At 70.4% G+C, this 26,209-nt stretch carries 22 protein-coding genes and 1 pseudogene; 13 read left to right on the top strand and 10 right to left on the bottom strand.

Annotation, left to right across the window (positions count from 1 at the left end; all coding sequences use genetic code 11):
- The first annotated feature begins 201 nt into the window (after window positions 1-201).
- On the top strand, window positions 202-1,155 hold the full coding sequence (locus ACIRF9_RS15415) for an alpha/beta hydrolase family protein (protein ID WP_403821072.1): 954 nt from the start codon (window positions 202-204) through the stop codon (window positions 1,153-1,155).
- Between the two features lie 42 nt (window positions 1,156-1,197).
- Here ACIRF9_RS15415 and ACIRF9_RS15410 read toward each other — a convergent pair whose 3' ends face one another.
- The gene (locus tag ACIRF9_RS15410; protein ID WP_403821069.1) at window positions 1,198-1,836 is read right to left on the bottom strand and encodes a hypothetical protein; all 639 of its coding nucleotides are present in this window, start codon (window positions 1,834-1,836) and stop codon (window positions 1,198-1,200) included.
- Window positions 1,837-1,961: 125 nt separating this feature from the next.
- On the opposite strand from ACIRF9_RS15410, the gene ACIRF9_RS15405 reads away from it, so the two are divergent.
- From ACIRF9_RS15405 to ACIRF9_RS15395, 3 genes are all read left to right on the top strand, one after another.
- On the top strand, window positions 1,962-3,173 hold the full coding sequence (locus tag ACIRF9_RS15405; protein WP_403821066.1) for a pyridoxal phosphate-dependent aminotransferase: 1,212 nt from the start codon (window positions 1,962-1,964) through the stop codon (window positions 3,171-3,173).
- 103 nt (window positions 3,174-3,276) lie between these two features.
- The gene (locus ACIRF9_RS15400; protein WP_403821063.1) at window positions 3,277-3,702 is read left to right on the top strand and encodes a hypothetical protein; all 426 of its coding nucleotides are present in this window, start codon (window positions 3,277-3,279) and stop codon (window positions 3,700-3,702) included.
- 133 nt (window positions 3,703-3,835) lie between these two features.
- Complete coding sequence (locus ACIRF9_RS15395; RefSeq protein WP_403821060.1) at window positions 3,836-4,267, top strand: GtrA family protein; 432 nt, start codon at window positions 3,836-3,838, stop codon at window positions 4,265-4,267.
- A 181-nt stretch (window positions 4,268-4,448) separates the two neighbouring features.
- Here the strand turns inward: ACIRF9_RS15395 and ACIRF9_RS15390 are convergent, their stop codons facing one another.
- Window positions 4,449-6,272, bottom strand: a complete 1,824-nt coding sequence (locus tag ACIRF9_RS15390; protein WP_403821057.1) for a phosphoenolpyruvate carboxykinase (GTP) — start codon at window positions 6,270-6,272, stop codon at window positions 4,449-4,451.
- Window positions 6,273-6,615: 343 nt separating this feature from the next.
- Between ACIRF9_RS15390 and ACIRF9_RS15385 the strand changes: the two genes are divergently transcribed.
- The 5 genes from ACIRF9_RS15385 (at window position 6,616) to ACIRF9_RS15365 (ending at window position 10,802) form a co-directional block, all read left to right on the top strand.
- Window positions 6,616-7,329 carry a hemolysin III family protein gene (locus tag ACIRF9_RS15385; protein WP_403821054.1) on the top strand — a complete coding sequence of 238 codons (714 nt, stop codon included), beginning with the start codon at window positions 6,616-6,618 and terminating at the stop codon, window positions 7,327-7,329.
- A 114-nt stretch (window positions 7,330-7,443) separates the two neighbouring features.
- Window positions 7,444-9,009: a DHA2 family efflux MFS transporter permease subunit gene (locus tag ACIRF9_RS15380; protein WP_403821051.1), complete on the top strand. Its 1,566-nt coding sequence runs from the start codon at window positions 7,444-7,446 to the stop codon at window positions 9,007-9,009.
- Window positions 9,006-9,644, top strand: coding sequence for a TetR/AcrR family transcriptional regulator (locus ACIRF9_RS15375; RefSeq protein ID WP_403821048.1), 639 nt, complete (start codon window positions 9,006-9,008; stop codon window positions 9,642-9,644). The genes ACIRF9_RS15380 and ACIRF9_RS15375 overlap by 4 nt, the downstream gene beginning before the upstream one ends.
- 33 nt (window positions 9,645-9,677) lie before the next feature.
- A complete protein-coding gene (locus tag ACIRF9_RS15370) occupies window positions 9,678-10,409 on the top strand; it encodes a Mut7-C RNAse domain-containing protein (protein ID WP_403821045.1) in 732 nt (243 codons plus the stop codon).
- Window positions 10,410-10,457: 48 nt separating this feature from the next.
- On the top strand, window positions 10,458-10,802 hold the full coding sequence (locus tag ACIRF9_RS15365) for a hypothetical protein (RefSeq protein ID WP_403821042.1): 345 nt from the start codon (window positions 10,458-10,460) through the stop codon (window positions 10,800-10,802).
- On the opposite strand, the gene ACIRF9_RS15360 is transcribed toward ACIRF9_RS15365, so the two are convergent.
- The 5 genes from ACIRF9_RS15360 to ACIRF9_RS15340 all read right to left on the bottom strand — a co-directional run bounded on the left by ACIRF9_RS15360 (window position 10,789) and on the right by ACIRF9_RS15340 (window position 19,545).
- The gene (locus ACIRF9_RS15360; protein ID WP_403821039.1) at window positions 10,789-13,191 is read right to left on the bottom strand and encodes a galactose oxidase-like domain-containing protein; all 2,403 of its coding nucleotides are present in this window, start codon (window positions 13,189-13,191) and stop codon (window positions 10,789-10,791) included. The two genes, ACIRF9_RS15365 and ACIRF9_RS15360, sit on opposite strands and share 14 nt — an antisense overlap.
- Window positions 13,188-14,378: a glycosyltransferase gene (locus tag ACIRF9_RS15355; RefSeq protein ID WP_403821036.1), complete on the bottom strand. Its 1,191-nt coding sequence runs from the start codon at window positions 14,376-14,378 to the stop codon at window positions 13,188-13,190. Before ACIRF9_RS15355 ends, ACIRF9_RS15360 begins: the two co-directional genes overlap by 4 nt.
- Window positions 14,375-16,024 carry an ArnT family glycosyltransferase gene (locus ACIRF9_RS15350; protein WP_403821033.1) on the bottom strand — a complete coding sequence of 550 codons (1,650 nt, stop codon included), beginning with the start codon at window positions 16,022-16,024 and terminating at the stop codon, window positions 14,375-14,377. The genes ACIRF9_RS15355 and ACIRF9_RS15350 overlap by 4 nt, the downstream gene beginning before the upstream one ends.
- Entirely contained in the window at window positions 16,021-17,307 is a 1,287-nt protein-coding gene (locus tag ACIRF9_RS15345; protein WP_403821031.1) for a glycosyltransferase, read from the bottom strand. Before ACIRF9_RS15345 ends, ACIRF9_RS15350 begins: the two co-directional genes overlap by 4 nt.
- 204 nt (window positions 17,308-17,511) lie before the next feature.
- Window positions 17,512-19,545: a thioredoxin domain-containing protein gene (locus ACIRF9_RS15340; RefSeq protein ID WP_403821028.1), complete on the bottom strand. Its 2,034-nt coding sequence runs from the start codon at window positions 19,543-19,545 to the stop codon at window positions 17,512-17,514.
- Between the two features lie 136 nt (window positions 19,546-19,681).
- On the opposite strand from ACIRF9_RS15340, the gene ACIRF9_RS15335 reads away from it, so the two are divergent.
- Window positions 19,682-22,885, top strand: coding sequence for a tetratricopeptide repeat protein (locus ACIRF9_RS15335; RefSeq protein ID WP_403821025.1), 3,204 nt, complete (start codon window positions 19,682-19,684; stop codon window positions 22,883-22,885).
- Between the two features lie 151 nt (window positions 22,886-23,036).
- Here the strand turns inward: ACIRF9_RS15335 and ACIRF9_RS15330 are convergent, their stop codons facing one another.
- Together ACIRF9_RS15330 and mca are read right to left on the bottom strand one after the other, a co-directional pair.
- Complete coding sequence (locus ACIRF9_RS15330; RefSeq protein ID WP_403821022.1) at window positions 23,037-23,300, bottom strand: hypothetical protein; 264 nt, start codon at window positions 23,298-23,300, stop codon at window positions 23,037-23,039.
- Window positions 23,293-24,156 (bottom strand): mycothiol conjugate amidase Mca, encoded by an 864-nt coding sequence (mca, locus tag ACIRF9_RS15325; protein ID WP_403821243.1) that lies wholly within the window; start codon window positions 24,154-24,156, stop codon window positions 23,293-23,295. The genes ACIRF9_RS15330 and mca overlap by 8 nt, the downstream gene beginning before the upstream one ends.
- A gap of 135 nt (window positions 24,157-24,291) precedes the next feature.
- Between mca and ACIRF9_RS15320 the strand changes: the two genes are divergently transcribed.
- Both ACIRF9_RS15320 and greA read left to right on the top strand, forming a co-directional pair.
- Window positions 24,292-24,693 (top strand): DUF4307 domain-containing protein, encoded by a 402-nt coding sequence (locus ACIRF9_RS15320; protein ID WP_403821019.1) that lies wholly within the window; start codon window positions 24,292-24,294, stop codon window positions 24,691-24,693.
- Window positions 24,694-24,905: 212 nt separating this feature from the next.
- Window positions 24,906-25,406 carry a transcription elongation factor GreA gene (greA, locus tag ACIRF9_RS15315; RefSeq protein WP_403821016.1) on the top strand — a complete coding sequence of 167 codons (501 nt, stop codon included), beginning with the start codon at window positions 24,906-24,908 and terminating at the stop codon, window positions 25,404-25,406.
- A gap of 53 nt (window positions 25,407-25,459) precedes the next feature.
- Here greA and ACIRF9_RS15310 read toward each other — a convergent pair whose 3' ends face one another.
- A complete protein-coding gene (locus ACIRF9_RS15310; protein ID WP_403821013.1) occupies window positions 25,460-25,873 on the bottom strand; it encodes a phosphotyrosine protein phosphatase in 414 nt (137 codons plus the stop codon).
- Here ACIRF9_RS15310 and ACIRF9_RS15305 point away from each other — a divergent pair.
- Window positions 25,812-26,204: pseudogene (locus ACIRF9_RS15305) on the top strand (methyltransferase domain-containing protein); the annotation flags it as partial. The gene ACIRF9_RS15310 and the pseudogene ACIRF9_RS15305 overlap by 62 nt on opposite strands.
- Window positions 26,205-26,209: the final 5 nt, after the last annotated feature.

Genomic DNA, 26,209 nt, shown 5'->3' with positions numbered 1-26,209 from the left:
GGGGGTCCCCTCTTACGACAAGGCGACCGGAGATCTTCCGGCCGCCTGCTGTTTTGTCATGTGCATTCTTAGTACGGATGCACGGAGGGGCAAGCGGCTGTTTCCGGACGGGAGTTGGCGCGATCACGCGCATTGCAGAAACGGAACACGGTTCCGTATATTTACCGGGACAGTGTTCCGTTTCCAGGGAGACCCTTCGCCATGAACGACACCTTCGACTCCCCCGCCCCCACCCCCGTCCTCTCGGTCGGCCCGGTGGTCCTGCCGACCCCCGACCGGGCCGTGGACCTTCACCTTCGGGTGACCGCGCCCGCGTTCGGCACCGGGACCGACCTGCCGGTCGTCCTCCTGTCGCACGGCCAGGGCTACTCGAACCACCTCTCCTCGCTGAACGGCTACGCCCCGCTCGCCCATCACTGGGCGGCGCACGGCTTCGCGGTCGTCCAGCCCACCCATCTGAGCTCCCGCACGCTGACGCTGGATCCGGACACCCCCGGGGCACCCCTGTTCTGGCGTTCGCGGGCCGAGGACATGACGCGCGTCCTCGACCGGCTCGACGAGATCGAGGCCGCCGTACCGCAGCTGCCCGGGCGCCTGGACCGCGACAGGATCGCCGTGGCCGGGCACTCGATGGGCGGGCACACCGCGAGCCTGCTGCTGGGCACCCGGCTCACCGATCCGGACGACGGAACGGAGGTGGACCTGACCGAGCCCCGGATCAAGGCGGGTGTGCTGCTGGCCGCGACCGGCCGGGGCGGCGACGCGCTCACCCCGTTCGTGGCCGAGAACTGGCCCTTCTTCCTGACCACGGACTTCTCGAAGATGACGACGCCCACGCTCGTGGTCGCGGGCGACAAGGACGACTCCGCCCATCTGACGGTCGCGGGCCCGCAGTGGCACGCCGATCCGTACACCCTCTCCCCCGGCCGCAAGTCCCTGCTCACCCTGTTCGGCGGCGAGCACGGGCTCGGCGGGGTCTCCGGCTACGACGTCGCCGAGACCACGGACGAGAGCCCCGAGCGGGTGGCCGTGGTCCAGCGGCTCACCTGGGCCTACCTCCGCAGCGAGCTCTACCCCGGGGACCCCGCCTGGCGGACGGCGTGCGACGCGCTGGCGGCCGACCAGAACCCGCTCGGCCGGGTCGACTCCAAGTAGGCCCGCCGGGGACCGCACGGGACTTTTACAGCACCCCCTGGCTCAGTGGGACTTGCCGCCGCCCTTCCCGCGACCGCGTCCCGGATTCCCCTCGGAGGCGGGCGTGCTCGAGGCGGACGTCGGGGCGCCGGCGGACGGCGTGGCGTCCGCCGTCGGGCTGCCGGCGGCGCCGGCCGACGAACCGGCCGAGGGCGTCTTCGACGCCGTACCCCCGGACGAGGGCGCCGCACTCGCGCCGGCCGACGCGGACGCGCTCGCGCCCGCCGAGCCGGCGGAGCCGCTCGGGTCGCCCGAGGGGGTCACGGTGTCACCGGTCGCCGAACGGGTGTCGCCGCGCCCGCCCTGCCGGTCCTCCGACGAGGATCCCGAGGTGAAGGACATCCCCGCCACCAGCGCGGCCAGCGACACCGCGCCCACCGCTCCGGCCGCGAACACCACCCGGCGCGAGCGCAGGCCGCCCGTGCGGCGTGCGGCGCGACGGCGGTCCGCGCGCCCGCCCCCGGGTTCCCGGTCGACCCCGGGCACCCGGGGCAGCTGCTGCGTCTCGTCGTACGCGTTCTGCCACCCGTGCGCCGCCGCCGGGTCGGCGTACTGCTCATACGACGACGGGTCGGTCTCGGCATTCGGGTGGTACACGATCGGCCGCACCGGGGGCGCGCCTTTCTCACCTGGCCTGGACATGGGGGCGCATTGTAGGGACGGGTGGGGTCCCTGGGACAGTGACCGGCGATAACGGACCAAATCACCCGTCTCGCGTGGTGGAAAACACGCCCCACGGAGCGTTACCGGGCCGTAAGCTCCCAGACATGCAGGTGATCCAGTCGACCAAGCTCGCCAACGTCTGTTACGAGATCCGGGGCCCGGTTCTCGAGGAGGCGATGCGCCTGGAAGCGGCAGGGCACCGCATCCTCAAGCTGAACACCGGCAATCCGGCCGCCTTCGGCTTCGAGGCCCCGCCGGAGATCCTCGAGGACGTCCTGCGCAACGTCTCGACGGCGCACGGCTACGGCGACGCCAAGGGCCTGCTCGCCGCGCGCCGGGCGGTCGTCATGCACAACCAGACCCTCGGCATCGAGACGGACGTCGAGCACGTCTTCATCGGCAACGGCGTCTCCGAGCTGATCGTGATGGCGATGCAGGGGCTGCTGGACGACGGGGACGAGGTGCTCGTACCGTCGCCCGACTATCCGCTGTGGACCGCCGCCGTGTCCCTGTCCGGCGGTACGGCGGTGCACTACCGCTGCGACGAGCAGTCGGACTGGATGCCCGACCTCGCGGACGTCGAGCGCAAGGTCACCGACCGCACCAAGGCGATCGTCATCATCAACCCCAACAACCCGACGGGGGCGGTGTACGACAAGGCGATGGTCCGCGGGCTGACCGACATCGCCCGGCGCCACAACCTGCTCGTCTGCTCCGACGAGATCTACGACAAGATCCTGTACGACGGCGCCACGCACACGCCGACCGCCTCGGTGGCCCCGGATCTGCTGACACTCACCTTCAACGGGATGTCGAAGGCCTACCGCGTGGCCGGCTACCGGGTCGGCTGGATGTCGATCTCCGGGCCGCGCGCCCACGCCGACTCCTACATCGAGGGCCTGACGATCCTGGCGAACATGCGCCTGTGCGCGAACATGCCGGGCCAGCACGGCGTGGTGGCCGCGCTCAGCGGGCGGCAGTCCATCAACGACCTGGTGCTGCCGGGCGGGCGGCTCAAGGAGCAGATGGACACGGCGTACGAGCTGCTGACGCAGATCCCGGGCGTGACGTGTGTACGGCCGAAGGGGGCGCTGTATCTCTTCCCGCGCCTGGACCCGACCGTCTTCAAGATCAAGGACGACCGGCAGATGGTCCTGGACCTGCTGCGCCAGGAGAAGATCATGGTCGTCCAGGGCACCGGCTTCAACTGGCCGGAGCCGGACCACTTCCGGGTGGTGACCCTGCCGACGGCGACGGATCTACGGGACGCGGTGGGCCGGATCGGGCGCTTCCTGGACGGTTACGGCCAGCCCTGAGGTGACGCTGTGTGGGACCCATGGTCCTGATTGGTGAACGGCTCAACTTTAGACGAAATCTAAGCTAGGATGGCTTCCTGTCAGAGCACAGGAGGCCATCCTCATGTACGAGCCGATCCGTACCAAGTCGGTCCACACCACGATGGCCGGCACCACCTCCGACTTCCCCCACCGTTCCCGCGAGGAGGAGCTGGACATCCAGCTCGCCGGTCACCTCGCCGCCCTGCTCGCCGTCACGGACGAGCTGCGCGGACCGGAGCCGTCCGCCGACCTCGACACCGCGGCCACGCGGCTCGAACAGCAGGTGGCCCGGCTGCGGGGAGGACGGACGCCGGCCCGCGCCGCGACCTCCGCCGGCCACGAGTCCCGTCTCGCGGCACTGCACAAGCGGGCGCACTCCCTCGCGGGACGCGCCCTGGTCGTCGCCGCGTCCCGCGCGGACACCAAGGCGGCGATCCTCGCGGCGGAGCGCATGGAGGCCCATGCCGCCGCGCTGGCGGAGGAGCAGGAGCTGAGCACCGCCGGCTGACCCCTCCGGGGTCCCCCGTACGGCCCCGGTCCGCGTGCACCCGCAGCGACGCGCGGACCGGGCGCCATGATTCCGGAGCGGTCCGCCCCAGTGACCCTCGGTAGTACTTGTTCACTTACCGTACGATGCACGGATGGCTCAGCGCGTCCAGACACCCGCGCCCCGCACCGCAGGGGTCGCCCGGCAGCTCCCGGTGTTCGCGGTCATCGGCGTGCTGTCCACCCTCGCCCACCTCGGCCTGTTCACGGCGCTCCGGCCGGTGCTGGACGCCCAGCTCGCCAACCTGGTCGCGCTCTTCACCACCGCCGTGGCCAACACCGCCGCCAACCGCCGCTTCACCTTCCGGGTGCGCGGCAAGGAGGGGGCGGCCCGGCATCAGCTCCAGGGGCTGGTGGCGTTCCTCGCCGGGCTCGCGCTCAGCAGCGGCGCCCTGGCCCTGGTGCACCGGACCGTGTCGGACGCACCGCGGGTGGAGATCGCCGCGCTGATCGTGGCCAACGGCGCCGCGACGATATTGCGGTTCACGCTGCTGCGGATGTGGGTGTTCGCGAAGGCCGCCACCTGAGACGGGCGAAGGCCTGCCGTCACCTCCCGTCGGGGCGGACGGGTACGTGACGACAGGCCCATGGCTCCGCACGCCGTTGTGCGGAACCTCGCCGGTCTGTGGTGCGGGTCGCCGCGGCCGGCTGTGACGATATTGCTGGTCAGGGCACGATCGGCGCCGGCCGCGGCGTCAGGGGAGGGCGTCAGCCCAGGCGCTGCACCAGAGCGCGGTACTCGTCCCACAGTTCCTTCGGGGTGTGCTCGCCGAAGGTGTTGAGGTGCTCGGGGACCAGGGCGGCCTCCTCGCGCCAGACCTCCTTGTCGACCGTGAGGAGGAACTCCAGGTCCGAGTCGGCCAGTTCGAGGCCGTTCGTGTCGAGGGCGTCCTTCGTCGGCAGGACGCCGATCGGGGTCTCGACACCCTCGGCCTTGCCGTCCAGGCGCTCGACGATCCACTTCAGCACGCGGCTGTTCTCGCCGAAGCCGGGCCAGACGAACTTGCCCTCGTCGTTCTTGCGGAACCAGTTGACGTAGTAGATCTTCGGGAGCTTCGCCTGGTCCTTGCCCTTGGCGACGTCGACCCAGTGGCCCATGTAGTCGCCCATGTTGTAGCCGCAGAACGGCAGCATGGCGAAGGGGTCGCGGCGCAGCTCGCCGACCTTGCCCTCGGCGGCGGCGGTCTTCTCGCTCGCCACGTTGGCGCCGAGGAACACACCGTGGTTCCAGTCGAAGGACTCCGTCACCAGCGGGACCGCGCTGGCGCGGCGGCCGCCGAAGAGGATCGCCGAGATCGGCACGCCCCGCGGGTCCTCCCACTCGGGCGCGATGATCGGGCACTGCGAGGCCGGGACGGTGAAGCGGGCGTTGGGGTGGGCGGCCGGGACGTCCGCGGACGGCGTCCAGTCGTTGCCCTTCCAGTCCGTGAGGTGGGCCGGGGTCTCCTCCGTCATGCCCTCCCACCAGATGTCGTTGTCGTCGGTGAGGGCGACGTTGGTGAAGACCGAGTTGCCCCACAGCGTCTTCATCGCGTTGGCGTTGGTGTGCTCACCGGTGCCGGGCGCGACGCCGAAGAAGCCGGCCTCGGGGTTGATGGCGTAGAGGCGGCCGTCCTCGCCGAAACGCATCCAGGCGATGTCGTCGCCGATCGTCTCGACCGTCCAGCCGGACACGGTGGGCTCCAGCATGGCGAGGTTGGTCTTGCCGCAGGCGGACGGGAAGGCGGCGGCGACGTACTTGGACTCGCCCTGCGGCGGGGTGAGCTTGAGGATCAGCATGTGCTCGGCCAGCCAGCCCTCGTCGCGGGCCATGACGGAGGCGATGCGCAGGGCGTAGCACTTCTTGCCGAGCAGCGCGTTGCCGCCGTAACCGGAGCCGTAGGACCAGATCTCGCGGCTCTCGGGGAAGTGCGAGATGTACTTGGTCGAGTTGCACGGCCACGGGACGTCCGCCTCGCCCTCCTCCAGGGGGGCGCCGAGGGTGTGGACGGCCTTGACGAAGAAGCCGTCGGAGCCGAGCTCGTCCAGGACCGGCTGTCCCATGCGGGTCATGGTGCGCATGGAGACCGCGACGTACGCGGAGTCGGTGATCTCCACGCCTATGGCGGAGAGGTCCGAGCCCAGCGGGCCCATGCAGAACGGGACGACGTACATCGTCCGGCCCTTCATCGAGCCGCGGAAGATGCCCTGCTCACCGACGAAGATCTCCCGCATCTCGGCGGGCGCCTTCCAGTGGTTCGTCGGACCCGCGTCCTCCTCCTTCTCGGAGCAGATGAAGGTCCTGTCCTCGACCCGGGCGACATCGGTCGGGTCGGAAGCGGCGTAGTAGGAGTTGGGGCGCTTGATCGGGTCGAGTTTACGGAAGGTGCCCTTCTCGACGAGCTCCCCGCACAGTCGCTCGTACTCGGCCTCGGATCCGTCACACCAGACCACACTGTCCGGCTGCGTCAGTTCGACGATCTCGTTGACCCACGAGATCAGTTCCTGATGGTTGGTCGGGATGACAGTGGAAGCCGCGATGTCGCGCGCCACGATCGCTCCTAAATGAGGGGTTTTTTGTTGGAGGCCCCGTGGGGGCTGCGGCCCGGATGCTGCTTCACGGGTTCGACCCTCTTGGCGCTCATCCGGTGCCGACCGCACTCATCTGATCATCCGACGCCCGCGCCCATCTGTCCAGACGGCGTCACAGGTGAGCAGAGTGAGGATCGCCACGCATAACCGCGTTTCTTTGCGTCCACTTGGCGTTCAACGGAAGATCCTTTGGGATGAACCCGGACCGGGTAGCCCCAGGTCGGCGTGAGATGATGGCCACTCTTCGCCCCTGAACCCGCCGGACTGATCCGTAACTTACGGTTCCGTAGGTACGATGCGGCCCATGACTGCGCCCGTCCCCGACGCGCCCACGGACACGCCGGCCGCCGGCCGTGGTCCGCTCGCGCTCTCCCTGCCGCACGAGATCAAGCCCAAGCTCCGCGGCTGGCTGCATCTCGGCATGTTCCCGGCCGCGCTCATCGCGGGCCTGGTGCTCACCGCCCTCGCGGACTCCACCCGGGGCCGGATCGCCTGCGGGATCTACGCACTCACCGCCTGCCTGCTGTTCGGCGTGAGCGCGCTCTACCACCGGGGCAACTGGAACGCGCGCATGGACGGCATCCTGCGCCGTCTCGACCACGCGAACATCTTCCTGATCATCGCGGGCACCTACACCCCGCTGACCCTGCTGCTCCTGCCGGAGGCCAAGGGCCAGTGGCTGCTGTGGGGCATCTGGGGCGCGGCGCTCGCGGGCATCGCCTTCCGGGTGTTCTGGGTCGGCGCCCCGCGCTGGCTCTACACCCCCTGCTACATCGCGATGGGCTGGGCGGCCGTCTTCTTCCTGCCGGACTTCATGCGCACGGGCGGTATCGCGGTCCTGGTCCTGGTGATCGTCGGCGGCGTCCTCTACAGCGCGGGCGGCGTGATCTACGGCATCAAGCGCCCGAACCCCTCACCTCGCTGGTTCGGCTTCCACGAGGTCTTCCACTCGTTCACGCTCGCCGCGTTCGTCGTCCACTACGTCGGCATCTCGCTGGTGGCGTACCAGCACGCGTAGGGTCGCTTTTCCGCCACCTTCCCCTGGCCACGGCTTACGAGCCGTGGCCATTTTTCATGCCCGGAAGTCCCCACCGATTGACAGTCTCTAGTTTTTGAGAGTTACTCTCATTTCATGGCTACAGTCACGAACACTCCCGAGGCGGGGCGCGACCCCCGCCGCTGGTGGGCCCTCGGGGCCCTGGTCGCGAGCATGCTCACGCTCGGCTTCGACATGACGATCCTCAACGTGGCGCTGCCGACGATGGCCCGGGACCTGGGCGCCACCACCGGCGAGCAGCAGTGGATGGCGGACGCGTACGTCGTCGTCTTCGCCGCGCTGATGCTCCCCGCCGGGCTGCTGGGCGACCGGTTCGGGCGGCGCCGGATGCTGATCGCCGGGCTGGGGATCTTCCTGGCCGGCTCACTCGTCGGCACCCTGGCCGGCGGCGTCGAGACCGTCATCGCCGCCCGCGCGGTGATGGGCGTCGGGGCCGCGCTGGTCACCCCGCTCGCGCTGTCGGTCCTGCCCTCGCTGTTCGCGCCCGAGGAGCGCACCAAGGCCGTCGGCATCGTCTCCGCCGGCTCGACGCTCGGCCTGCCGCTCGGCCCGATCCTCGGCGGCTGGCTGCTCAACCACTTCTGGTGGGGCTCGGTCTTCCTCATCAACCTCCCGATGGCCGCGATCGGCATCGCCGCCTGCGTCCTGCTGCTGCCGGAGACCCGCGACCCCGCCTCCCCCAAGGTCGACACCGTCTCCACCGCGCTCACCGCGGCCGGGCTCGGCGCCCTCATCTACGCGATCATCGAGGCGCCCACCCGGGGCTGGGGCGACCCCCTGGTCCTCGCGATGTTCGCCGCGGCCGCCGTACTGATCACGGCGCTCGTCCTGCGCGAGCGTCGGGCCCCGCGGCCCATGCTCGACATGGGGCTGCTCGCCCAGCGCGGCTTCCTGTTCAACACGCTGGCGGCGACCCTGGTGATGTTCGTGCTGTCCGGCCTGATGTTCGTGCTGCCGCCCTACCTCCAGGCCGTGCTCGGCCACGACGCCCTCGCCACCGGGGTGCGGCTGCTGCCGATGATGGGCGGCCTGATGGTCGCCGCGCGGGCCGCGCAGCCGGTCGTCGCCCGCTTCGGAGCCCGGGCCGTGGTGAGCGCGGGCCTGGTGGTGCTCGCCTTCGCCGCACTCCTCGGCAGCCGTACGACGGTGGACTCCGGCTACGGATTCACCGCGCTGTGGCTGTCCGTCGCCGGGATCGGCTTCGGGTTCTCGATCGTGCCCGCGATGGCCGGTGCCCTCGGCACCCTGCCCGCCGACCGCGCCGGCAGCGGCTCCGGCCTGCTGATGACCCTGCGTCAGGTCGGCGGCGCCATCGGCATCGCCCTGCTCGGCAGCCTGCTCGCGAGCACCTTCCGCGACCGTCTCGACGTCACCGGCCTGCCCGCCGGCGCCGCCGACACCGCCGGGGACTCGGTGGTCGCCGCCCAGCTGATCGCCGACCGGGCGGGCTCGGCGCACCTCGCCGCCTCCGCGAACGGCGCGTACGTGCACGGCATGACCCTGGTCCTGCTGGTCTGCGGGATCGCCGCCCTGGTCTCGGCACTGCTGGCGGCGGCCTTCCTGCCGGGGACGCCGGCGGCGCGCCGTACGGAGACCTCCGGCCCCGACATGGCCCCGGCCACGGCGGATGCCCGACAATGAATCCCATGACGGCCGCACGCACCACGCCCCCTGCCGACCGCCCCCAACTGGGCCTCCGGGAACGCAAGAAGATCAAGACGCGCGAGGCGATCCGCACCGCGACCTACGCGCTGATCAAGGAGCAGGGGTACGACGCCACGACGATCGACCAGATCGCCGAGCGCGCCGAGGTGTCGCCGTCGACCGTCTTCCGCTACTTCCCCACCAAGGAGGACATCGTCCTCACCGACGAGTGGGACCCGATCCTCGCGGAGGAGCTGAGGGCCCGCCCCGCGGACGAGCCGTGGCCGGACTCCGTCCGGTACGTGATGATGAAGGCCGTCCGCATGGGCATCAAGGACGATCTGGAGGTGGCGCGGCTGCGCACCCACCTGATGGTCCAGGTGCCCGCGGTGCGTTCGCGGATGATGGAGAGCATGTCGGTCACCAGCCGTATGTTCAGCACCGTGATCGGCGAGCGCACCGGCCTCGACCCCGACGGCCTGGAGGTGCGCGTCTACATGATGTCCCTCCTGGGGGGCCTGATGCAGACGTCCATGTACTGGGCCGAGAACGGCCACGAGGACGACTTCGAGAGCCTCCTCGACCGCGCGCTGCGGGTCCTGGAGCACGGCCTGCCCAGCGAAAACCCCTGAGACCGGCCCCCTCCACCATGCCATCCTGACCATGTGAACGCACCCGAGATCCACGTCGAAGTCGCCCCCGAGCTGGCGGTGTTCGTCCCGCACGCCAGGCGTGCCGGGGTCCATCCCCTCGCCGTCGACGGCGTCTCCACCCTCGGCCATGTCGTCGAGTCCCTCGGTGTCCCGCTGACGGAGGTCGGCAGCCTCCTCGTGGACGGCCGGGAGGTCCCGGTCTCCCACATCCCGTCCGACGGCGAGCGCGTGACCGTCCGCCCGGTCGCCCGCCCCCAGCAGGTCCCCGGCGCCCCCCTCCGCTTCCTCCTCGACGTCCACCTCGGCACCCTCGCCCGCCGGCTGCGCCTGCTCGGCGTGGACACGGCCTACGAGTCGACGGACATCGGCGACCCGGCCCTGGCCGCCCGCTCGGCCGCCGAGCAGCGCGTCATGCTCAGCCGCGACCGGGGCCTGCTGCGGCGCCGCGAACTCTTCTCCGGCGCGTTCGTCTACAGCACCCGCCCCGACGACCAGCTCCGGGACGTCCTGGACCGCTTCCGCCCCGACCTGAGGCCGTGGACCCGCTGCACCGCCTGCAACGGCCTGCTGCGCGAGGCCACCAAGGACGAGGTCGCCGACCAGCTGGAACACGGCACCCACCGCTCGTACGACGTCTTCGCCCGTTGCGGCTCCTGCGGCCGCGCGTACTGGAAGGGCGCGCACCACGAACAGCTGGAGGCCATCGTGGAACGCGCCCTGAGCATGCGCGCGCAGGAGAACTGAGTACGACGGCCCATCACCCGGAACCCTGCCGCGCGGTGGGATGGGGCCATGAACACGACCGCTCCGCAGCAGATCACACTCACCCCGCGACAGAAGGACCGTTTCCTCATCGGCTGGGCCGTGGCCGGACTCGTCTCGCTCCTGCCGACCGCCGGCCTCGCCTGGCTGGCCGTGCTGGCCACCGAGCGCGGCAGCCGCTGTCTGATGTACGGCGAGCGGTGCTCGACGGTCCCCGGAGCCGCCCTGTACGGGATGTTCTGGCTGTCCGTGCTGGCCGGTCTGGCGGCACTGGTGTGGCCCCGAGCCCGCTGGACGTACGCGAGGCTCGGGGCCGTGCTGGTGCAGTGGGGGGCTCAGCTCACGCTGGGCGCGATGATCCTCAGCGGCGCTTGAGATCCTTCCCGTCGCAGGCCACGCCGTTGCGGTTGGGGTCCAGACCCAGGGGATCGTCCTTGCCGTTGACCTTCAGACGGCCGTAGTCGTTCGTCTTCAGCCAGGCGCAGCGGGCCGCCGTCGTCTTCTTGACGGTCGCCGGGAAGGCCGTGGGCACGCAGACGTTGATCGAGCCGTAGTGGCGGTCGCAGCCGGAGACCGTGGGGCTGACCTTCTGTGAGGTCTTCTTGCCGACGGGGCCGGTGACCTTGCCGGTCAGGTCGTCGGCGAAGGAGTGGACGTGCGCCGAGGCGTCCGTCGCGCTCAGTGCGGCCGGGCCCTGGAGGTGGACCCACTTCGCCACCGACGGCACCCCGTTGGCGTCGACCGCGAAGAGCATGTACCAGCCGGGCGGGGCCAGGTTGGGGTTGCTCGTCACGTTCAGGTCGACGTTGTTGCCGTCGACGGAGAGCGGCAGGTCGACGAACCGCTGGTTCGGGTCCGAGGAGTGGGTGACCGCGGCCGGACGGATCAGCTCCGCCTTGGCGATCGGCCGGTCCACCGTGATCCGTTGCGTGTCGCCGTAGGTCCACTCGGTGTCGATCACCGAGGTGATGGTCGGCCGGGTGCCCTTCAGCAGATAGGGCGGGGTGTAGATGGACACGTCGTGGTTCCAGGTGCCGTTGCCCGGGTTGTCGCCGGTGGCCATGACCCGGCCGTCGGGCAGCAGGAAAGCGGAGGAGTGGTAGCCGCGGGCCTCGGGGTCGGCGGCCACCGGGTCGAAGGTGCCGGTCGCCGGGTCGTAGAGCGAGGACTCGAAGACCGGGTCGGCCCGGTTGTGCAGCCCGCCGCCGGTCTCCAGCACCTTGCCGTCGGGCAGCAGGACGGCGGAGACGTACATCTTGCCCTGGTTGCCGGTCTGGGGGACCTTGCCGTTGCCGAGGTCCACCGTGCCCTGCGGGATCGGCGGGCCGGCCACGTACTGCGGGTTGGCCTGCTTGAGGTCGATGACGTCGGTCAGCCGGTTCGCCTCCGGGTTGGAGTCGATGTTGCCGCCGCCGAGGGTGAGGACCTTCTGGTCCTGCGCCGGAGGCAGCAGCACGCTCGCCGACTGGTCGCGCTGGTCCTTGTTCTGCAGACCGGGGATCTGGGTGGTGGTGTTCGCGTTGTAGTCGTAGATCGCCGCGCCCGTGCCCGGGATGTTGTTGCCGAAGACATGGCTGCCCGAGTAGAAGAGTCGGCCGTCCTGCATCAGGATCATCGACGGGTACAGACCCCAGTACGACCAGGTCTGGTTGACCTGCCACAACGGCAGCCACTGCTGCTGGGCGTCCGACCAGTACTCGGCGGTCACCGAACCCGTCGAGTCCTCACGCAGACCGCCGAACGAGATGACGTCGCCGTTGCCGAGCTCGGTCGCCGACGGGTACCAGTGCCCGTCGTTCATGTCGTTCGTCTTGCTGTACGTCTCGGTGACCGGGTCGAAGACGTACGAGTCCTTGAAGCCCTCGTAGCCGTGCCCGCCCACCACCGGGTACGCCTTGTTGCCGCTCATCACCAGCACCCGCCCGTCCTGCAACTGGACGTGCCCGGAGCAGAACATGTCCTTGGGCGTGGGGATGACCTTGTAGCTGCCGTTCGCCGGGTCGTACACCGCGGACGTGAACGTGCCCGCGTTGAACTGCTCCTCGCTGTTGCCGGAGCCCGCGATCAGCAGCACCTTGCCGTTGTTGAGGACGACGGAGTGCATGGAGCGGACCGGGTTCTGCGTGGGCAGCACGTCCCAGCGGCCGTTGGCGCACTCGTCGGCGGTGCCCGTGCAGGTGGCGGGCGGCAGGACGTCCGGGACCTGTTCCATCGTGTAGTCGTCGGTGGTCGCCGAGCCGGTGCCGTACACGGAGACGCCCCAGGTGATGCGGTCGGTGCCGGCGGGGACCTCCGGGGTGCGGACCGTTGCCTGGGTGTACGCGGACGCCGTCTCCAGCGTCTTGAGGTCGGTCCAGTACTGCCAGCCGGCCGTCGTGTCGTGCCGGAACAGCGTGATCGCCGCGTCCGGGGTGGTCGTCTTGTACCAGAGCGACAGGTCGTACTGCTTGCCCGGCGTCACCGTCGGCGCGCACTCGGTCGACTCGGTGATCAGCGCCTTGCGGTCGCCGTCGACCCGCCGGGTCAGCGACACCTTCATCGCCTTGGAGCCGGTGTGGGCGTCCGAGGTGTGCTCGAAGGTGAAGTCGTTGTCGCCCCAGCCGGACTTCTCCCAGCAGTACGGCATCCCGTCCGTACCGGCCGTCTCGAAGCCGGGGTTCTTGATCAGGTTGGCGGCGGAAGCGGGCTGCGGACTGGTCAGCAACAGGCCCGAGGTCAGGCCCGTCACCGCCAGCAGCGCGATCCGTCTACGGCGTTTGCTCACGCGGAACTCCTTGCGGTGCGGCTCCCCCGCAGCCTCCTGCGCGGGAGGTAGACCAGCGCTTCCGTGCCGACGAAGCGCAGGACGAACGTGGTCGCCAGGGCCAGCGCCGTCGCCGACAGCGCGCCCATCCCGAACCGGTGCACGAACAGCGCGATCAGCGGGATGCGCAGCAGCAGGTCGGCGTTGGCGAGCAGCGCGAACCGGCCGACCCGGTCCCACCAGCGGCGATGGGCACGGCGGTCGCGGAACAGCAGATGCTCGATGAGGTAGAAGTTCCAGGCGACGCCGAACTGGTTGGCGAGGATCTCCGCTGGTACGTAGTGCATCCCGGCGGCGGTGAGGGCGTACAGGCCGAGCAGGTTCGGCAGGAAGCCGCTCAGCCCGATCAGGCCGAAGCCGACCATTCGGGCTGCCGGGGAGGCGGTGCGCAGGCCGACCAGGTGGCGTAGGAAGCGCAGGCCCTCCCGCGCGGACGACTTGGACTCGCCGGCGAAGCGGTCCTGGAAGACGAAGGGGACCTCGCTGACCTTGCGCGGGCGGCTGCGGACGGCGAGTTCGAGGAGGATCTTGTAGCCGAGGGGCTTCAGCACGTCCGCCGTCACGGCACTGCGGCGGATCGCGAAGAACCCGCTCATGGGGTCGCTGATGCCGTGCAGTCTGCGCGGGAAGAGGGACTTCGTCAGCCAGGTCGCGCCGCGCGAGACGGCGACGCGGTAGCTGCCGGCGAGTCCGGCGCGGCTGCCGCCCTTGATGTACCGGGAGGCGACGACGAGCCCGGCGCCCGCCCGCTCGCCGGTGGCCACCAACTCCGGTACCAGGGACGGGGGATGCTGGCAGTCGCCGTCCATGACGACGATCCAGTCCGACCCGGCCGCCCTCATGCCCTCGACGACCGCGCCACCGAGGCCGCCGACCGGCTCCTGGCGGTGCAGCACGGTCACCGGGAACGGGCAGTCGCGCGCCGCGTCCCGGATGACCTCGGGGGTGTCGTCGGTGGAGTCGTCCACGAAGACGACCTCGCAGGGCAGCCGGGACGGCACCGACTCGGTGATCTGGCGCAGGAGCTGCCGGATGTTCGCGGACTCGTTGAAGGTCGGTACGACGATGGTGACCGCGCCGGGCTCGGCGAGCTCGGCGGCGCGCAGATCGGGGACGGGCGCGCTGTACTCGGTGTAGTCGTGGCTCATCGGACGCCTCCGGAGTCGGTCTGGATCCGCCGGATCTCGATCCGGTCCTCGCCGGAGCCGAAGGTGGCCACCGGTGTCGAGTGTGCGAGGGCCGCCCCCACGCCGGGCAGGTCGACGGCGTCCCGCCGTACGGTCGGGGAGGCGACCACGTAGTCGAGGTCCCGCCAGCCGTTCGGCAGGGTCTTGGTGACGGCCGGGTCGAGGTCGGCCTTGTAGAACCAGATCGCGCCGAGGCCCGGCCGGTAACCGGCGTGGACGAGGTCCAGCCAGAGGGCGTCGTCGACCAGGACGCGGGTGTCCGCCGGGTCCTCGACCTCCGTGGCCATCCATGCGGCGGCGGCCCGGTAGGGGGCGTTGGCGTCGGCGGTGACGGCGGTGCGGTCGCCGTCGTACCAGCGCGGGACGACGTACGCCCCGGCGGCGAGGGCGAGGACGGCGGCGAGCGCGTACCGGCCGCTCCTGAGCCGGCGCGACTCGTCGGGCCCGCGCCACCGGTGCAGTACGGCGTGCGCGACGCTCGCGGCCGCTCCGGCGAGGACCAGGGCGAGGAAGGGCAGCGCCTGGATGACGTACATCGCGGGCAGATAGCCGCTGGGCCGCATCGCGACCAGTGCGAGGACCGCGACCACGAGGGACGGTCCGGCGAGGGCGCGGGCCGTGACCGACCAGCGCCAGGTGAGCAGGAGCAGCAGGGCGCCCGCGAGGCCGCCGACGATCAGGACCCGGTCGTAGTAGAGCCAGGACTGCAGGGCTCCGTACGATCCTGAGCCCCGGTCGAGGATGAAGCCCGAACCCGGTCTGGTCATCTGGTACGTGATGCCGTCCCACAGCGACACATGGCCGCTGCCCGGGAGGAGTTCGCCCTTGAGGAGGGCGAAGAGGGGGTACGAGAAGCCGATCAGGGCGCAGGCGGTGATCGCGCCGGTGAGGGCGAACTTGCGGGTGTCGCGGTGACTGTGGCGCCACATGGTGACGAGGACCGCCGGGAGGACGAAGAGCATCGTCTCCTTGGTGAGCACGGCCGTCGCGGCGGCGATCCCGGCGCCGAAGTGGTGCCAGAGATGGCGGCTGGGCGAGGCGGCCAGCGCGAACGCGAGCAGCGTCCACATCACCGCGAGGTTGTCGAGGAAGATCTCCCGCTGGAGGACCACGGAGAGGGGCGAGAGGCCGAACAGGACCATGCCGAGGCCCGCGGCCCAGCGGGGCAGCGACAGCCTCCGCGCCACGACGTAGACGAGGAGGGCACTGATGGCGCCGACGACCAGCATCGCGGCGCGCATGGTGCCGACGGTCATCGCGTCGGGGCTGATCAGCTTGGGGATCCAGGTCAGCAGGGCGAGCTGGATCCAGCCGAGCGGCGGGTGGTCGTACCAGTAGGTGTAGTGGGCGAGGCCGCGGCCCTCCTGGACGGCCCAGGCCTGGGCGAGGTAGGTGCCCTCGTCGTCGCTGAGGGTGGGGTAGGCGGCGATGTTCCAGCCCTGCACGACGAGGATCGCCATCAGGAGCACGCCGCACAGGATCAGGTCGGAACGGGACGAGCGCAGCCGCTTCGGCGGGGCTGTTCGGCCGGTCGAACGCTTCTCAGGCACAGGCTGGCGCTGCGCGGGGACCGTGCCTGTGGTCGCCGCGGGAAGGGTGGAGGTCACGCAGGAACGTCCTCTCGGATCGCTGCGGGATCGGAAGCGGGTGCGCTCGTGTGCAGGTGCGCGCCGACGTGTGTGGTCAGCTCCCAGTCGTTGCGGCCGCGTTGCTCGCGCCAGACGGCGCGCAGGGCGGCTCCCGCGAGGAGGACCTGGTAGAAGGGGCCGCCCACGATGAGCTTCACGTAGTGGACGAGGCGGACGCGCAGGCCGTACTGCTTGCCGAAGTCGTGCAGTCCGACGAGCTCGAAGACGAACGTGACCAGCGCGGTCACGGCCGGCAGGAAGGTGACGAAGGCGATTCCGACGGGCACGTCGAGGAAGAGCGCGATCGCCACGTTGAGCGGGATGATGATCCCGGAGAACGCCTGCAGGAACGGCGTCATGAGGGTGTAGCGGGCGAGCAGTCGCTGGCCGAAGCCGGGGAGCTGTTTCCAGTCCTTCTTCCGGTAGACCTGGAGGAAGCCCTGGTTCCAGCGGGTGCGCTGTTTGAGCAGGGACATGAGGGAGCCCGGGGTCTCCTCACGGGTCACCATGTCGGAGTCGTAGGCGACGACGACCTTCTTGCCGACGCTGGACAGCCGGACGCCGAGGTCGCAGTCCTCGGCAAGGCAATTCGGATCCCATCCGTCCGCTTCTCTCAGGACCTCGGTGCGCACGAACACCGTGTTTCCGCCGAGCGGAATGAATCCCTTCTGCGCGTGCAGATGGAGTCGCGACCGGAACCAGAAGAAATACTCAAGGCAATTGCGCAGGCTGTACCAGCTGGAATGGAAGTTGATCAGCTGGACGCCGCCCTGTACGACATCCGCTCCGGTGGTCCGGAACGCGTGGTCGACATGGGCGAGCAGCTCCGGATGAACCTGGTCTTCCGCATCGAAGACACCGACGACGTCACCGCGGCAGTGCGGCAGCGCCGTGTTCATGGCCTTGGGCTTGTTCTTCTTCTCGTGGGTGTCGACGACGACCCGGACGCGCGCGTCGCGCGCGGCGGCCCGCTCCGCCACCGCCGTGGTCTCGGGGTCGTCGTGCCCCACGATGACGATGATCTCGAAGTCGGTGTGGGTGGACTCCAGCAGCCGCTGGATGGTGTGGTCGAGAACGGCCTGCTCATGACGAGCGGGCAGCAGCAGCGAGAAGGAGACGTGTTCGTCGCCGTCCGGACTGCTGAACCGGGTGGAGGCGAGCACCTCGGGCGTACGCCACGCGTGCATCTGCCACCACAACGTGAACGCCGCCATCCAGAACAAGGCCAGGGATATGGCAGCGATGAAGACAGACGTCAGCAAAACAAGATCCCCCCAGATCTCAAGGCCCCCCGCCGCGACGGTCTGTCACAGCCGTCGCGGCACTGTGGAGAGGCTAGGGGGAAACTGTGAAGCGCGGGGGATCTTCAGATAAATGTCATGTTTCAGAACCGACCCGCCAGTAAACGGACTTATCCGAACACCGCCTCACCTTTTCACACCGGAATGATTACTTCCTTTTCCGTTTCACCCGCTCAGCGCGGTGCGCAGCCGTTCCGGATCGGTCGTCGGGGCGTCACAGGTGAAGTTACGGCAGACATATGCCGTCGGTTCACCGTTGCTCAGCGGACGGTCGGCGAGCAACGGGAACTCGTCACTCCCGGTGATGCCGTAGGCGACGACGGCGCCGGGTGCGGTGCCGAGCAGCGCCGTACGGTGCAGGGCCCGCGCGGCAGGATCGTCCACGGCCGGCCCCACCACGGCGACCTCACGCGGCCCGTCGAGCAGCGCCTCGGCGGCGGCCAGCCCCCAGCCGATGAACCGGGGCACCCGCGGCCCCAGGGCCTTGACGACACCGAGGGCCTTCTCGGCGGCCGTCCGGTGCGGCTCGGAGCCGGTGTGGGCGGCATAGGCCAGCAGCGCGCCGGCGGCGGCCGTCCAGCCGGAGGGGACCGCGTTGTCGGTCGGGTCCTGCGGCCTGCGGATCAGCCGCTCGGCGTCGGCGGCCGTGTCGTACAGCGCCCCGGACTCCGGGTCGGCGAACCGCACGAGGACATGGTCGAGCAGGAACCCGGCGAACTCCAGCCACACCCCCTCCCCCGTGACCGAGGCCAGCGCGAGGAAGCCCTCGGCGACATCGGCGTAGTCCTCCAGCACCCCGGCATTGGCCCCGGCCTGCCCGTCCTTGCTGGTACGGGAGAGCCGGGCCTGCTCGTCCAGATGCAGCCGTACGAGGAGATCGGCAGCGCCGACGGCCGCGTCCACCAGGTCGGGGCGGTCGAAGTAGGCGCCGGTCTCGGCGAGCGCGGCGACGGCGAGCCCGTTCCAGGCGGCGACGACCTTGTCGTCCCGGCCGGGGGCGGGGCGCCCGGCGCGGGCACCGAGGAGCCGCCGCCTGATGCCGTCGATCTTCTCCGCATCGAAGACGCTGTCCTGCTGAGGGAGTTGGAGGACGGAGGCGCCGTGCTCGAAGGTGCCCTCGTCGGTGACGCCGAAGTACTGGGCGGCGAGCCGGGCGTCGTCGGGTCCGAGCACCTCGGTCAGCTGCTCGGGCGTCCACACGTAGTACGCGCCCTCGACGTGCTTCCCGCTCCCGTCGTCGCTGTCGGCGTCCAGCGCGGAGGCGAACCCGCCCTCGGCGGTCCGCAGTTCCCGCACCATGAAGTCGGCGGTCTCCAGGGCTACACGCCGGGCAAGCTCCGACCCGGTGGCCCGCCAGAGATGCGCATAAACCCGACAAAGCAATGCATTGTCATACAACATCTTCTCGAAGTGCGGAACCGTCCAGTCGCGATCGACGGAGTACCGGGCGAACCCGCCCCCCAGCTGGTCGTAGATCCCGCCCCGCGCCATCCGCTCACAGGTGTCCTGCGCCATCTGCAGCGCACCCTCGGCCCCGGTCCGCGCATGATGCCTCAGCAGGAACTCGATCACCATGGACGGCGGGAACTTCGGCGCCCCTCCGAACCCGCCCCGCTGCGGGTCGTACTCCCTGGTCAGCCCGAGCAGCGCCTGCGACAGCTCCTGCTCCCCCGGCGCCCGGGCGTCCCCGAAGGAGATCTCCCGCTCCGCCAGATCCCGCACGATCTTCCCGGCGACCTCGGCGACCTCCTCCCGCCGATCCACCCAGGCCTGCCGGACCCCCTCCAGCACCTGCCGGAAGGACGGCATGCCGTGCCGGGGGGCAGGCGGGAAATACGTCCCGAAGTAGAAGGGCTCCGCCTCGGGCGTCAGAAACACGGTCATCGGCCAGCCGCCCTGCCCGGTGGCGGCCTGCACGGCCTCCATGTAGACGGCGTCCACGTCGGGGCGCTCTTCACGGTCGACCTTGATGGTGACGAAGTGCTCGTTGAGATAGTCGGCGGTCACCCGGTCCTCGAAGGACTCGTGGGCCATGACATGGCACCAGTGACAACTGCTGTACCCGACGCTGAGCAGCACCGGCACGCCCCTCCCGCGCGCCTCCGCGAAGGCCTCCTCCGACCAGGGCCACCAGTCGACGGGGTTGTCGGCGTGCTGGAGAAGATAGGGGGAGGTCTCATGGGCCAGTCGGTTCGCCATGGGGTCCATCCTGCCGCAGTACCCCGTCGGTCACGAGGCAGGCGGGTTCGACATCGCCGTACGCCCCCTCGCGCCCCGGAGCCGCCCGCCGCACACTTGACCAACGAAAGCTGAGACCGCTCGAGGGGGACGGGACATGCGGGACAGCCATAAAGCGGAAGCGGAGCGGTTGTTGGCGCGGGCCGTGGAGGAAGAAGTGCGGCGGTCGGGCGGTCGGGCCGACCGGCAGGTGCTGATGACGCGGGCGCGCGGCGCGTGGGAGTCGATGGCGCAGACCGCCGCTGAGGAGTACGAGGCCTATGCGCGCGCCCTGGAGGAACGGGAGGCGGGACGGCTCAGCTTCGCGCAGCGCTATGCGCGCGAGGGCGGTGGGCGGACTCCGTTGCTGGTGGCGGGCATCGCCGCCGTGACGACCGCCGTCGCCGATCTCGTCCTCGGCACCGGGCCCGGTACGGCCCTCGGGGCGGGCGTGACCGTCGGAGTGGTCGGGGCCGCGGCGACCGTGGTGAAGGTGGCGGGCACCCATCTGCCGGCCGCGCATCACCGCGCCGGTGAGGTCGGACAGCCCGGCGGCGCCGAGCAGTTGCGGTTGCAGTGGCTGACGGCGCTGGAGGTACGGGGGATCCGGCCGTTCCTGGACCAGCAGCGGATGCTGAGCGCGACGACCAGGCCGAAGAAGGCGCAGGGCCCGCAGTTGAGGGGCGCGGACAAGAGCGCGGCCGCCCGCGGACGGACGGTGCTCGAGCAGTCGTTCGCCCAACTGCCGGAGCCGGTGGGTCCGTTCGCGGGACGGCGGGCGGAGCTGGCACAGATCCGGCAGTGGGTGCAGACGGCCCGGGCCAGCACCCAGACCAGACCGACCGTCGTCGTCCTGCACGGACCGCCCGGCAGCGGCCGCAGCACGCTCGCGGTACGGGCCGCGCACGATCTGCGGGACCAGTTCCGCGGCGCGTGCGTCGTCGATCTGCGCGGCCACAGCGCCGAGGGCGCCCCACTGCCCACCCGGGACGCCCTGCTGCACCTGCTGAACCGGCTCGGCGCACCCCGCGAACAGCTCCTCTTCCGTGAGCGCTCCTCCCCCGAACAGCAGGTCAAACGCCTCGCCGACCTCTACTACCAGCACCTCACCGGACTGCCGGTCACCGTGATCCTGGACGACGCCGCCGACCCCGAGCAGGTGCGCGCGCTCGTCCCCGAACGCTCCGACAGCCTGGTCCTGGTCACCTCCCGGGCCCCGCTGGAGCTGCCCGCCGAGCTGTCCGCCTGGGTGCACCGGCTGCCCGTGCGGCCCCTGGAGGCGGCGGGCGCGGAGGAGCTGCTGAGCGCGGCCGCGCAGGACACGTCAGCCCCGTACGACGCGGAATCCTCCGACCGGATACGGGAGTTGTGCGGTGGACTGCCGCTGGCGCTGCGCATCGCGGGCTCCTCGCTGGGCCCGCGTTCACCCCGCGGGCTGGCGACGGACCTGGGGGCCTATGGTCCCGTGGAGCCCGTGGAGCGCGCGCTGTGGCTGCGCTACACCGACCAGCCCGAGGCCACCCGCCGGCTGCTGCGGCGCCTCGCGCTGGCCGGGCGGGCCTCGCTGGGCGCGGCCGCGGCCGCCGCGCTCCTGGCCACCGACCGCGGGGAGGCCGCCCGGCACCTCACCGCGCTCGCGGACGCCGGCCTGGTCGACCGGGTCCGCGGCGACCGCTACCGCCTGCACGACCTGGTCCGCGCCTTCGCCCAGGCCCGGCTGGTGGACGAGGAGGAGCAGGCGGAGCTCACGGCCGCCCAGGAACGCCTGATCGTCAGCCACGCCGAGCTCGCCGACTCCGTACTGCGGCTCGTCGACGGCAACATGTCGACCCGCTCGGACCGTTTCACCCCGCACGGCTTCACCTCCCTCGACGAGGCGCTGCGCTGGCTGGACGACGAGTCGAGCTTCATCACCGCGACCCTGCGCCAGGCGGAGGGCGTCCACGAGACGGTCGTCCTGAGTCTGCTGGGCGCGCTGTGCGACTACTGCCTGCTGCGCGGCGACCTCTACCGCCTCGGCGAGATCAGCGAGCTGGCCCAGTCGGTCGGCCAGGACCTGCTGGTGCGGTCCGTGCAGTGGCGCACCGGTATCGCGGCCCGTCAGCTGGGCGAGCTGGACAAGGCGCGGACGACACTGAGCTCGGTCGTCGACCTCTATCTCCAGGCCCATCACGACGCGGGCGCGGCCCGGGCCCTGTGCTCCCTGGGCATCACCCTGCACCACCAGGGCAACCTCACGGAGGCGGCGGCGAAGCTGCGGGAGGCGTTGGACCTGCAGTCCGCGCCCGAACTGGCGACGGACCGCGCCTGGACGATGCACGCGCTGGCGGCGGTGGAGCGGGACCGGGCCCGCCTCGGCGAGGCCCTGGACCTGCTGAACCGTTCCCTGGTGCTGCACCGCGAGGGCGGCTCCGTGCACGGCGAGGCGTGGGCCCACTTCCAGCGCGGCCAGCTGAACCTGCGCCGCGGTGCCGTCCCCGCCGCGGAGACCGACCTGCGCCGCGCCCTCGATCTGTACGGCCGCACCCGCGACGCCCGCGGTGAGGCCTGGGCGCTGACCCAGCTGGCCCGCGCCCGCATGATCGCCGGTGATCCGTCACCGGCGGTGGAGGGACTGCGCGCCGCTGCGGCCCGGCACCGGAACAACGAGGACGCGCGCGGTGAGGCCTGGACCGTGTACTACCTGGGCCTCGCCCTGGAGGAGACCGGCGACCTGGACACCTCGGTGCGCGAGCTCGAACGCTCCCGCTCCCTCTTCTCGCGGATGCGCGACGTCTACGGTCTGGCCTGCGCCCGGCACCACTCGGCCCGGGTCACCAGGGACCAGCGGGCCGCCCAGACCGGCTCGCTGCGCAACTCCGGCTTCGCGCGGCAGCTCCTCGTCGACGCCCGCGCCGACTTCCAGCGCATCGGCGTCGCCCACGGCGAAGCGTGGACCTGCCTGGAACTCGCGATCGTCGAGGCGGGCAACACCCGAGCACAGCAGGCCCTGGCCCTGTGCGACGAGGCGGCGGGCCTGTTCTCCTCCTACGGCGACCGCCGCGGCGAAGACTGGGCGCGCTTCCTGCGCTGCACCCTCCTGCCGTACGCCGCGCCGGGCGGGGTGGAGGTCGGCACAGCCGTGGCCCAGGAGGAGCTGACCCAGCTGAGCCGCTCCGCACACCCGCTGCGCGACACCAAGCTCTCCGAGTCCATCGAGGCGTACGCCGTCCTGCTGGAACGCGGCATACGCCTGGAGGCCGGCTGGCAGGCCTGGCGCCTGGGGCTCGTACCGGGCAGACACGAGCGGGAGGTGATGGGGGTGGCGGTGAGCGGGGTCTAGGCGCGGGGTTCAGGGGTGGACGCGGGCTTCAGGGGTGGGCGCGGGCTTCAGGGGTGGAGGTCCACGCCCACCCCTTGAGCCGGCGTGGAGGTGTGCGCCCCACCCCTGAGCCCGGGGTGGCGGGTGCGCCCCACCCCTGGGCCAGGTCCGCTCAGCCCTTCGCCGGGGAGGCCTTGCCCGTCCGGCCGGAGGCCGGGGACGAGGAAGAGGTCTCCTCGCCGTCCGGCGCCTCCTGGAAGTCGACCTTGCCCATGTGCTTGTTCATGGACTTCATCAGGGCCCACACCGCCAGTGCCATCACCGCGAAGACGATGAAGCCGAGGACGCCGGGGGTGACCTTGTTCTCGTCGACCTCCTTGGCGAGGGGGACGAGATGCGTCATTGCCAGGCTCACGCTTGCACTCATGTCAGGCATTGTCCCGGATGCCCGCGAAGAGGTCGTCCTCGGGGATGGACGTATCCACGAGAGCCTTCGCGAGCTCGTACTCCTCGGTCGGCCAGACCTCCTTCTGGATCTCCATCGGAACGCGGAACCAGCCGCCATCGGGGTCGATCTGCGTGGCGTGGGCGATCAGCGCCTTGTCACGGATCTCGAAGAAGTCGGCACACGGGATGTGCGTGGTGAGCGTGCGCTCCGCCTTCTGCCCGAACTCCTCCCAGCGCTTGAGCCACTCCCCGTAGGGGGACTCCAGGCCCCGGTCGAGCATCGCCTGGTGCAGCGCCAGGGTGCGGGGACGGTTGAAGCCCTGGTTGTAGTACAGCTTCAGCGGCCGGTACGCGGGCCCGTACTCGCCCTCGGGGTACTTCTCGGTGTCGTCCGCCCCCTCGAACGCCACCATCGAGATCTTGTGGGTCATGATGTGGTCGGGGTGCGGATAGCCGCCGTTCTCGTCGTAGGTGGTGATCACCTGGGGACGGAAGGAGCGGATCTGCTTCACCAGCTCGCCGGCCGCCTTGTCGACGTCCTCCAGGGCGAAGCAGCCCTCGGGCAGCGGCGGCAGCGGGTCGCCCTCGGGCAGACCGGAGTCGACGAAGCCGAGCCACTCCTGCTTGATGCCGAGGATCTCGCGGGCCTCGTCCATCTCCTTCTTGCGTACCTCGTGGATGTGCTCCTCGATGTACTTGTCACCTTGCAGCTTGGGATTGAGGATGGAGCCGCGCTCCCCGCCCGTGCAGGTCACCACCAGCACGTCCACCCCCTCGGACACGTACTTCGCCATGGTGGCCGCGCCCTTGCTCGACTCGTCGTCGGGGTGCGCGTGCACGGCCATCAGTCGCAGCTGGTCAGTCAAGACTCAATCCTCGGTAAGTCGGCGCCCGTGTGAACCGGCGCGATCGCAGGCTTCTATAGTGACCGAATCGGGGGGCGAATAATTCCAGGGCCCTGGCCTGCCGAGAGGACGATCATGAGCACGGCGAGCACTCGACTGCCCGAGGGCCGTTACGGCCGTGCCTCGGACGAGCGTGCCGATCACACCCTGAAGATCGTGGGCGCCGTGCTCGGCGGGATCCTGCTCGTGGTCGTCGGTTTCTTCGCCTACCACTACGTCGGCCAGAACAAGATCAGCGCCGAGGTGATCACCTTCAAGGCGACCTCGGACGAGACGGTGCAGGTCCATCTGGAGGTCCGCAAGGACGCGGGCGCGAGCGGCTACTGCACGGTGCGCTCGCAGGCGGCCGACGGCGCCGAGGTGGGCCGGGCGGACTTCCGCTTCTCCGGGTCGGACACCCGGATCGACAAGGTGGTCACGCTCCGTACGACGGCCAAGGGCACGACGGCCGAGCTGCTGGGCTGTCACGCGAGCTGATCCCGCGGGGATCCGTACCGTGCCCGCCGCGCCGTCCCCCGCGCGGGACTCCACAATGCATACACGCTGACCTGCGTTGACGTAATTCTGGTGGCTTATGTCCTCCCCCTTTGCCCGCTGAATTGTTAGGCTCGTGGTTTCGCCCATCCGCTGAGGAACACACTTGTGGGTAGGGCGATGCTTTGTATTCCCAGTACCGACGAGGAGCACCTGTGACCCAGACCAGCGAGTCCGTCACCTGGCTTACCCAGGAGGCGTACAACAAGCTCAAGGTGGAGCTTGAGTACCTTACTGGTCCTGCGCGCACGGAGATCGCCGCCAAGATCGCGGCCGCGCGCGAGGAGGGCGACCTGCGCGAGAACGGCGGGTACCACGCGGCCAAGGAGGAGCAGGGCAAGCAGGAGCTCCGCGTGCGCCAGCTGACCCAGCTTCTCGAGAACGCCAAGGTCGGCGAGGCCCCGGCCTCCGCGGACGGTGCGGTGGCGCCCGGCATGGTCGTGACGATCGCCTTCGACGGTGACGAGGACGACACGATGACCTTCCTGTTGGCCTCGCGCGAGTACGCGAGTTCCGACATCGAGACCTACTCGCCGCAGTCCCCCCTGGGCACCGGCGTGATCGGTCACAAGGTCGGCGAGGACGCGCAGTACGAGCTGCCGAACGGCAAGAAGGCCTCCGTACGCATCCTCAAGGCCGAGCCCTACAGCGGCTGAGCCACCTCCCCTTTCCTTGACCGAGCCCCCGGCGGCCCCGTGCCGCCGGGGGCTCAGTCGTGCCCGGTCAGATCGCTCACCAGGTCACGGATCCGCCGCTCGATCTCGTCACGGATCGGGCGAACGGCGTCGACGCCCTGGCCGGCCGGGTCGTCGAGTCGCCAGTCGAGGCAGCGCTTGCCGGGGAAGACGGGGCAGGTGTCGCCGTATCCCATCGTGATGACCACGTCGGACGCCTGCACCGCGTCGACCGTCAGGATCTTCGGGGTCTCGGCGGAGATGTCGACGCCCACCTCCTTCATCCCTTCCACGACGGCCGGATGGACACTGCCGGCCGGGGCGGAACCGGCCGAGCGGACCTCGACCTCCTCCTCCGCGAGGTGGGTGAGGAAGGCGGCAGCCATCATCGACGTCCTGCTCTCCGCCCGCCGCGTCGGCCCCACCGGCAAGGCGTACGGCCTCGACATGACCGACGAGATGCTCGCCCTGGCGCTCACCAACGCCGCGAAGGCCGGCGCGACGAACGTCGAATTCCTCAAGGGCACGATCGAGGCGATCCCCCTGCCCGCGCACACCATCGACGTCGTGATCTCCCACTGCGTGATCAACCTGTCCACCGACAAGCCCGCCGTCTTCGCCGAGACCTATCGCGTCCTCAAGCCCGGCGGCCGCATCGGTGTGTCCGACGTGGTCGCCGACGACTCTCTGACACCAGCCCAGCGGGCGGAGCGCGGCGACCACGCCGGGTGCATCGCGGGCGCCCTCTCCTTCGCCGAGTACCGCGCGGGGCTGGAGGCGACAGC

Origin of the sequence: Streptomyces sp. NPDC096132 (assembly GCF_044763345.1) — a bacterium.
Taxonomy (GTDB): domain Bacteria; phylum Actinomycetota; class Actinomycetes; order Streptomycetales; family Streptomycetaceae; genus Streptomyces.
Note: the sequence above shows the minus strand (reverse complement) of the source record. Positions and strands in the feature narration are given on the sequence as shown.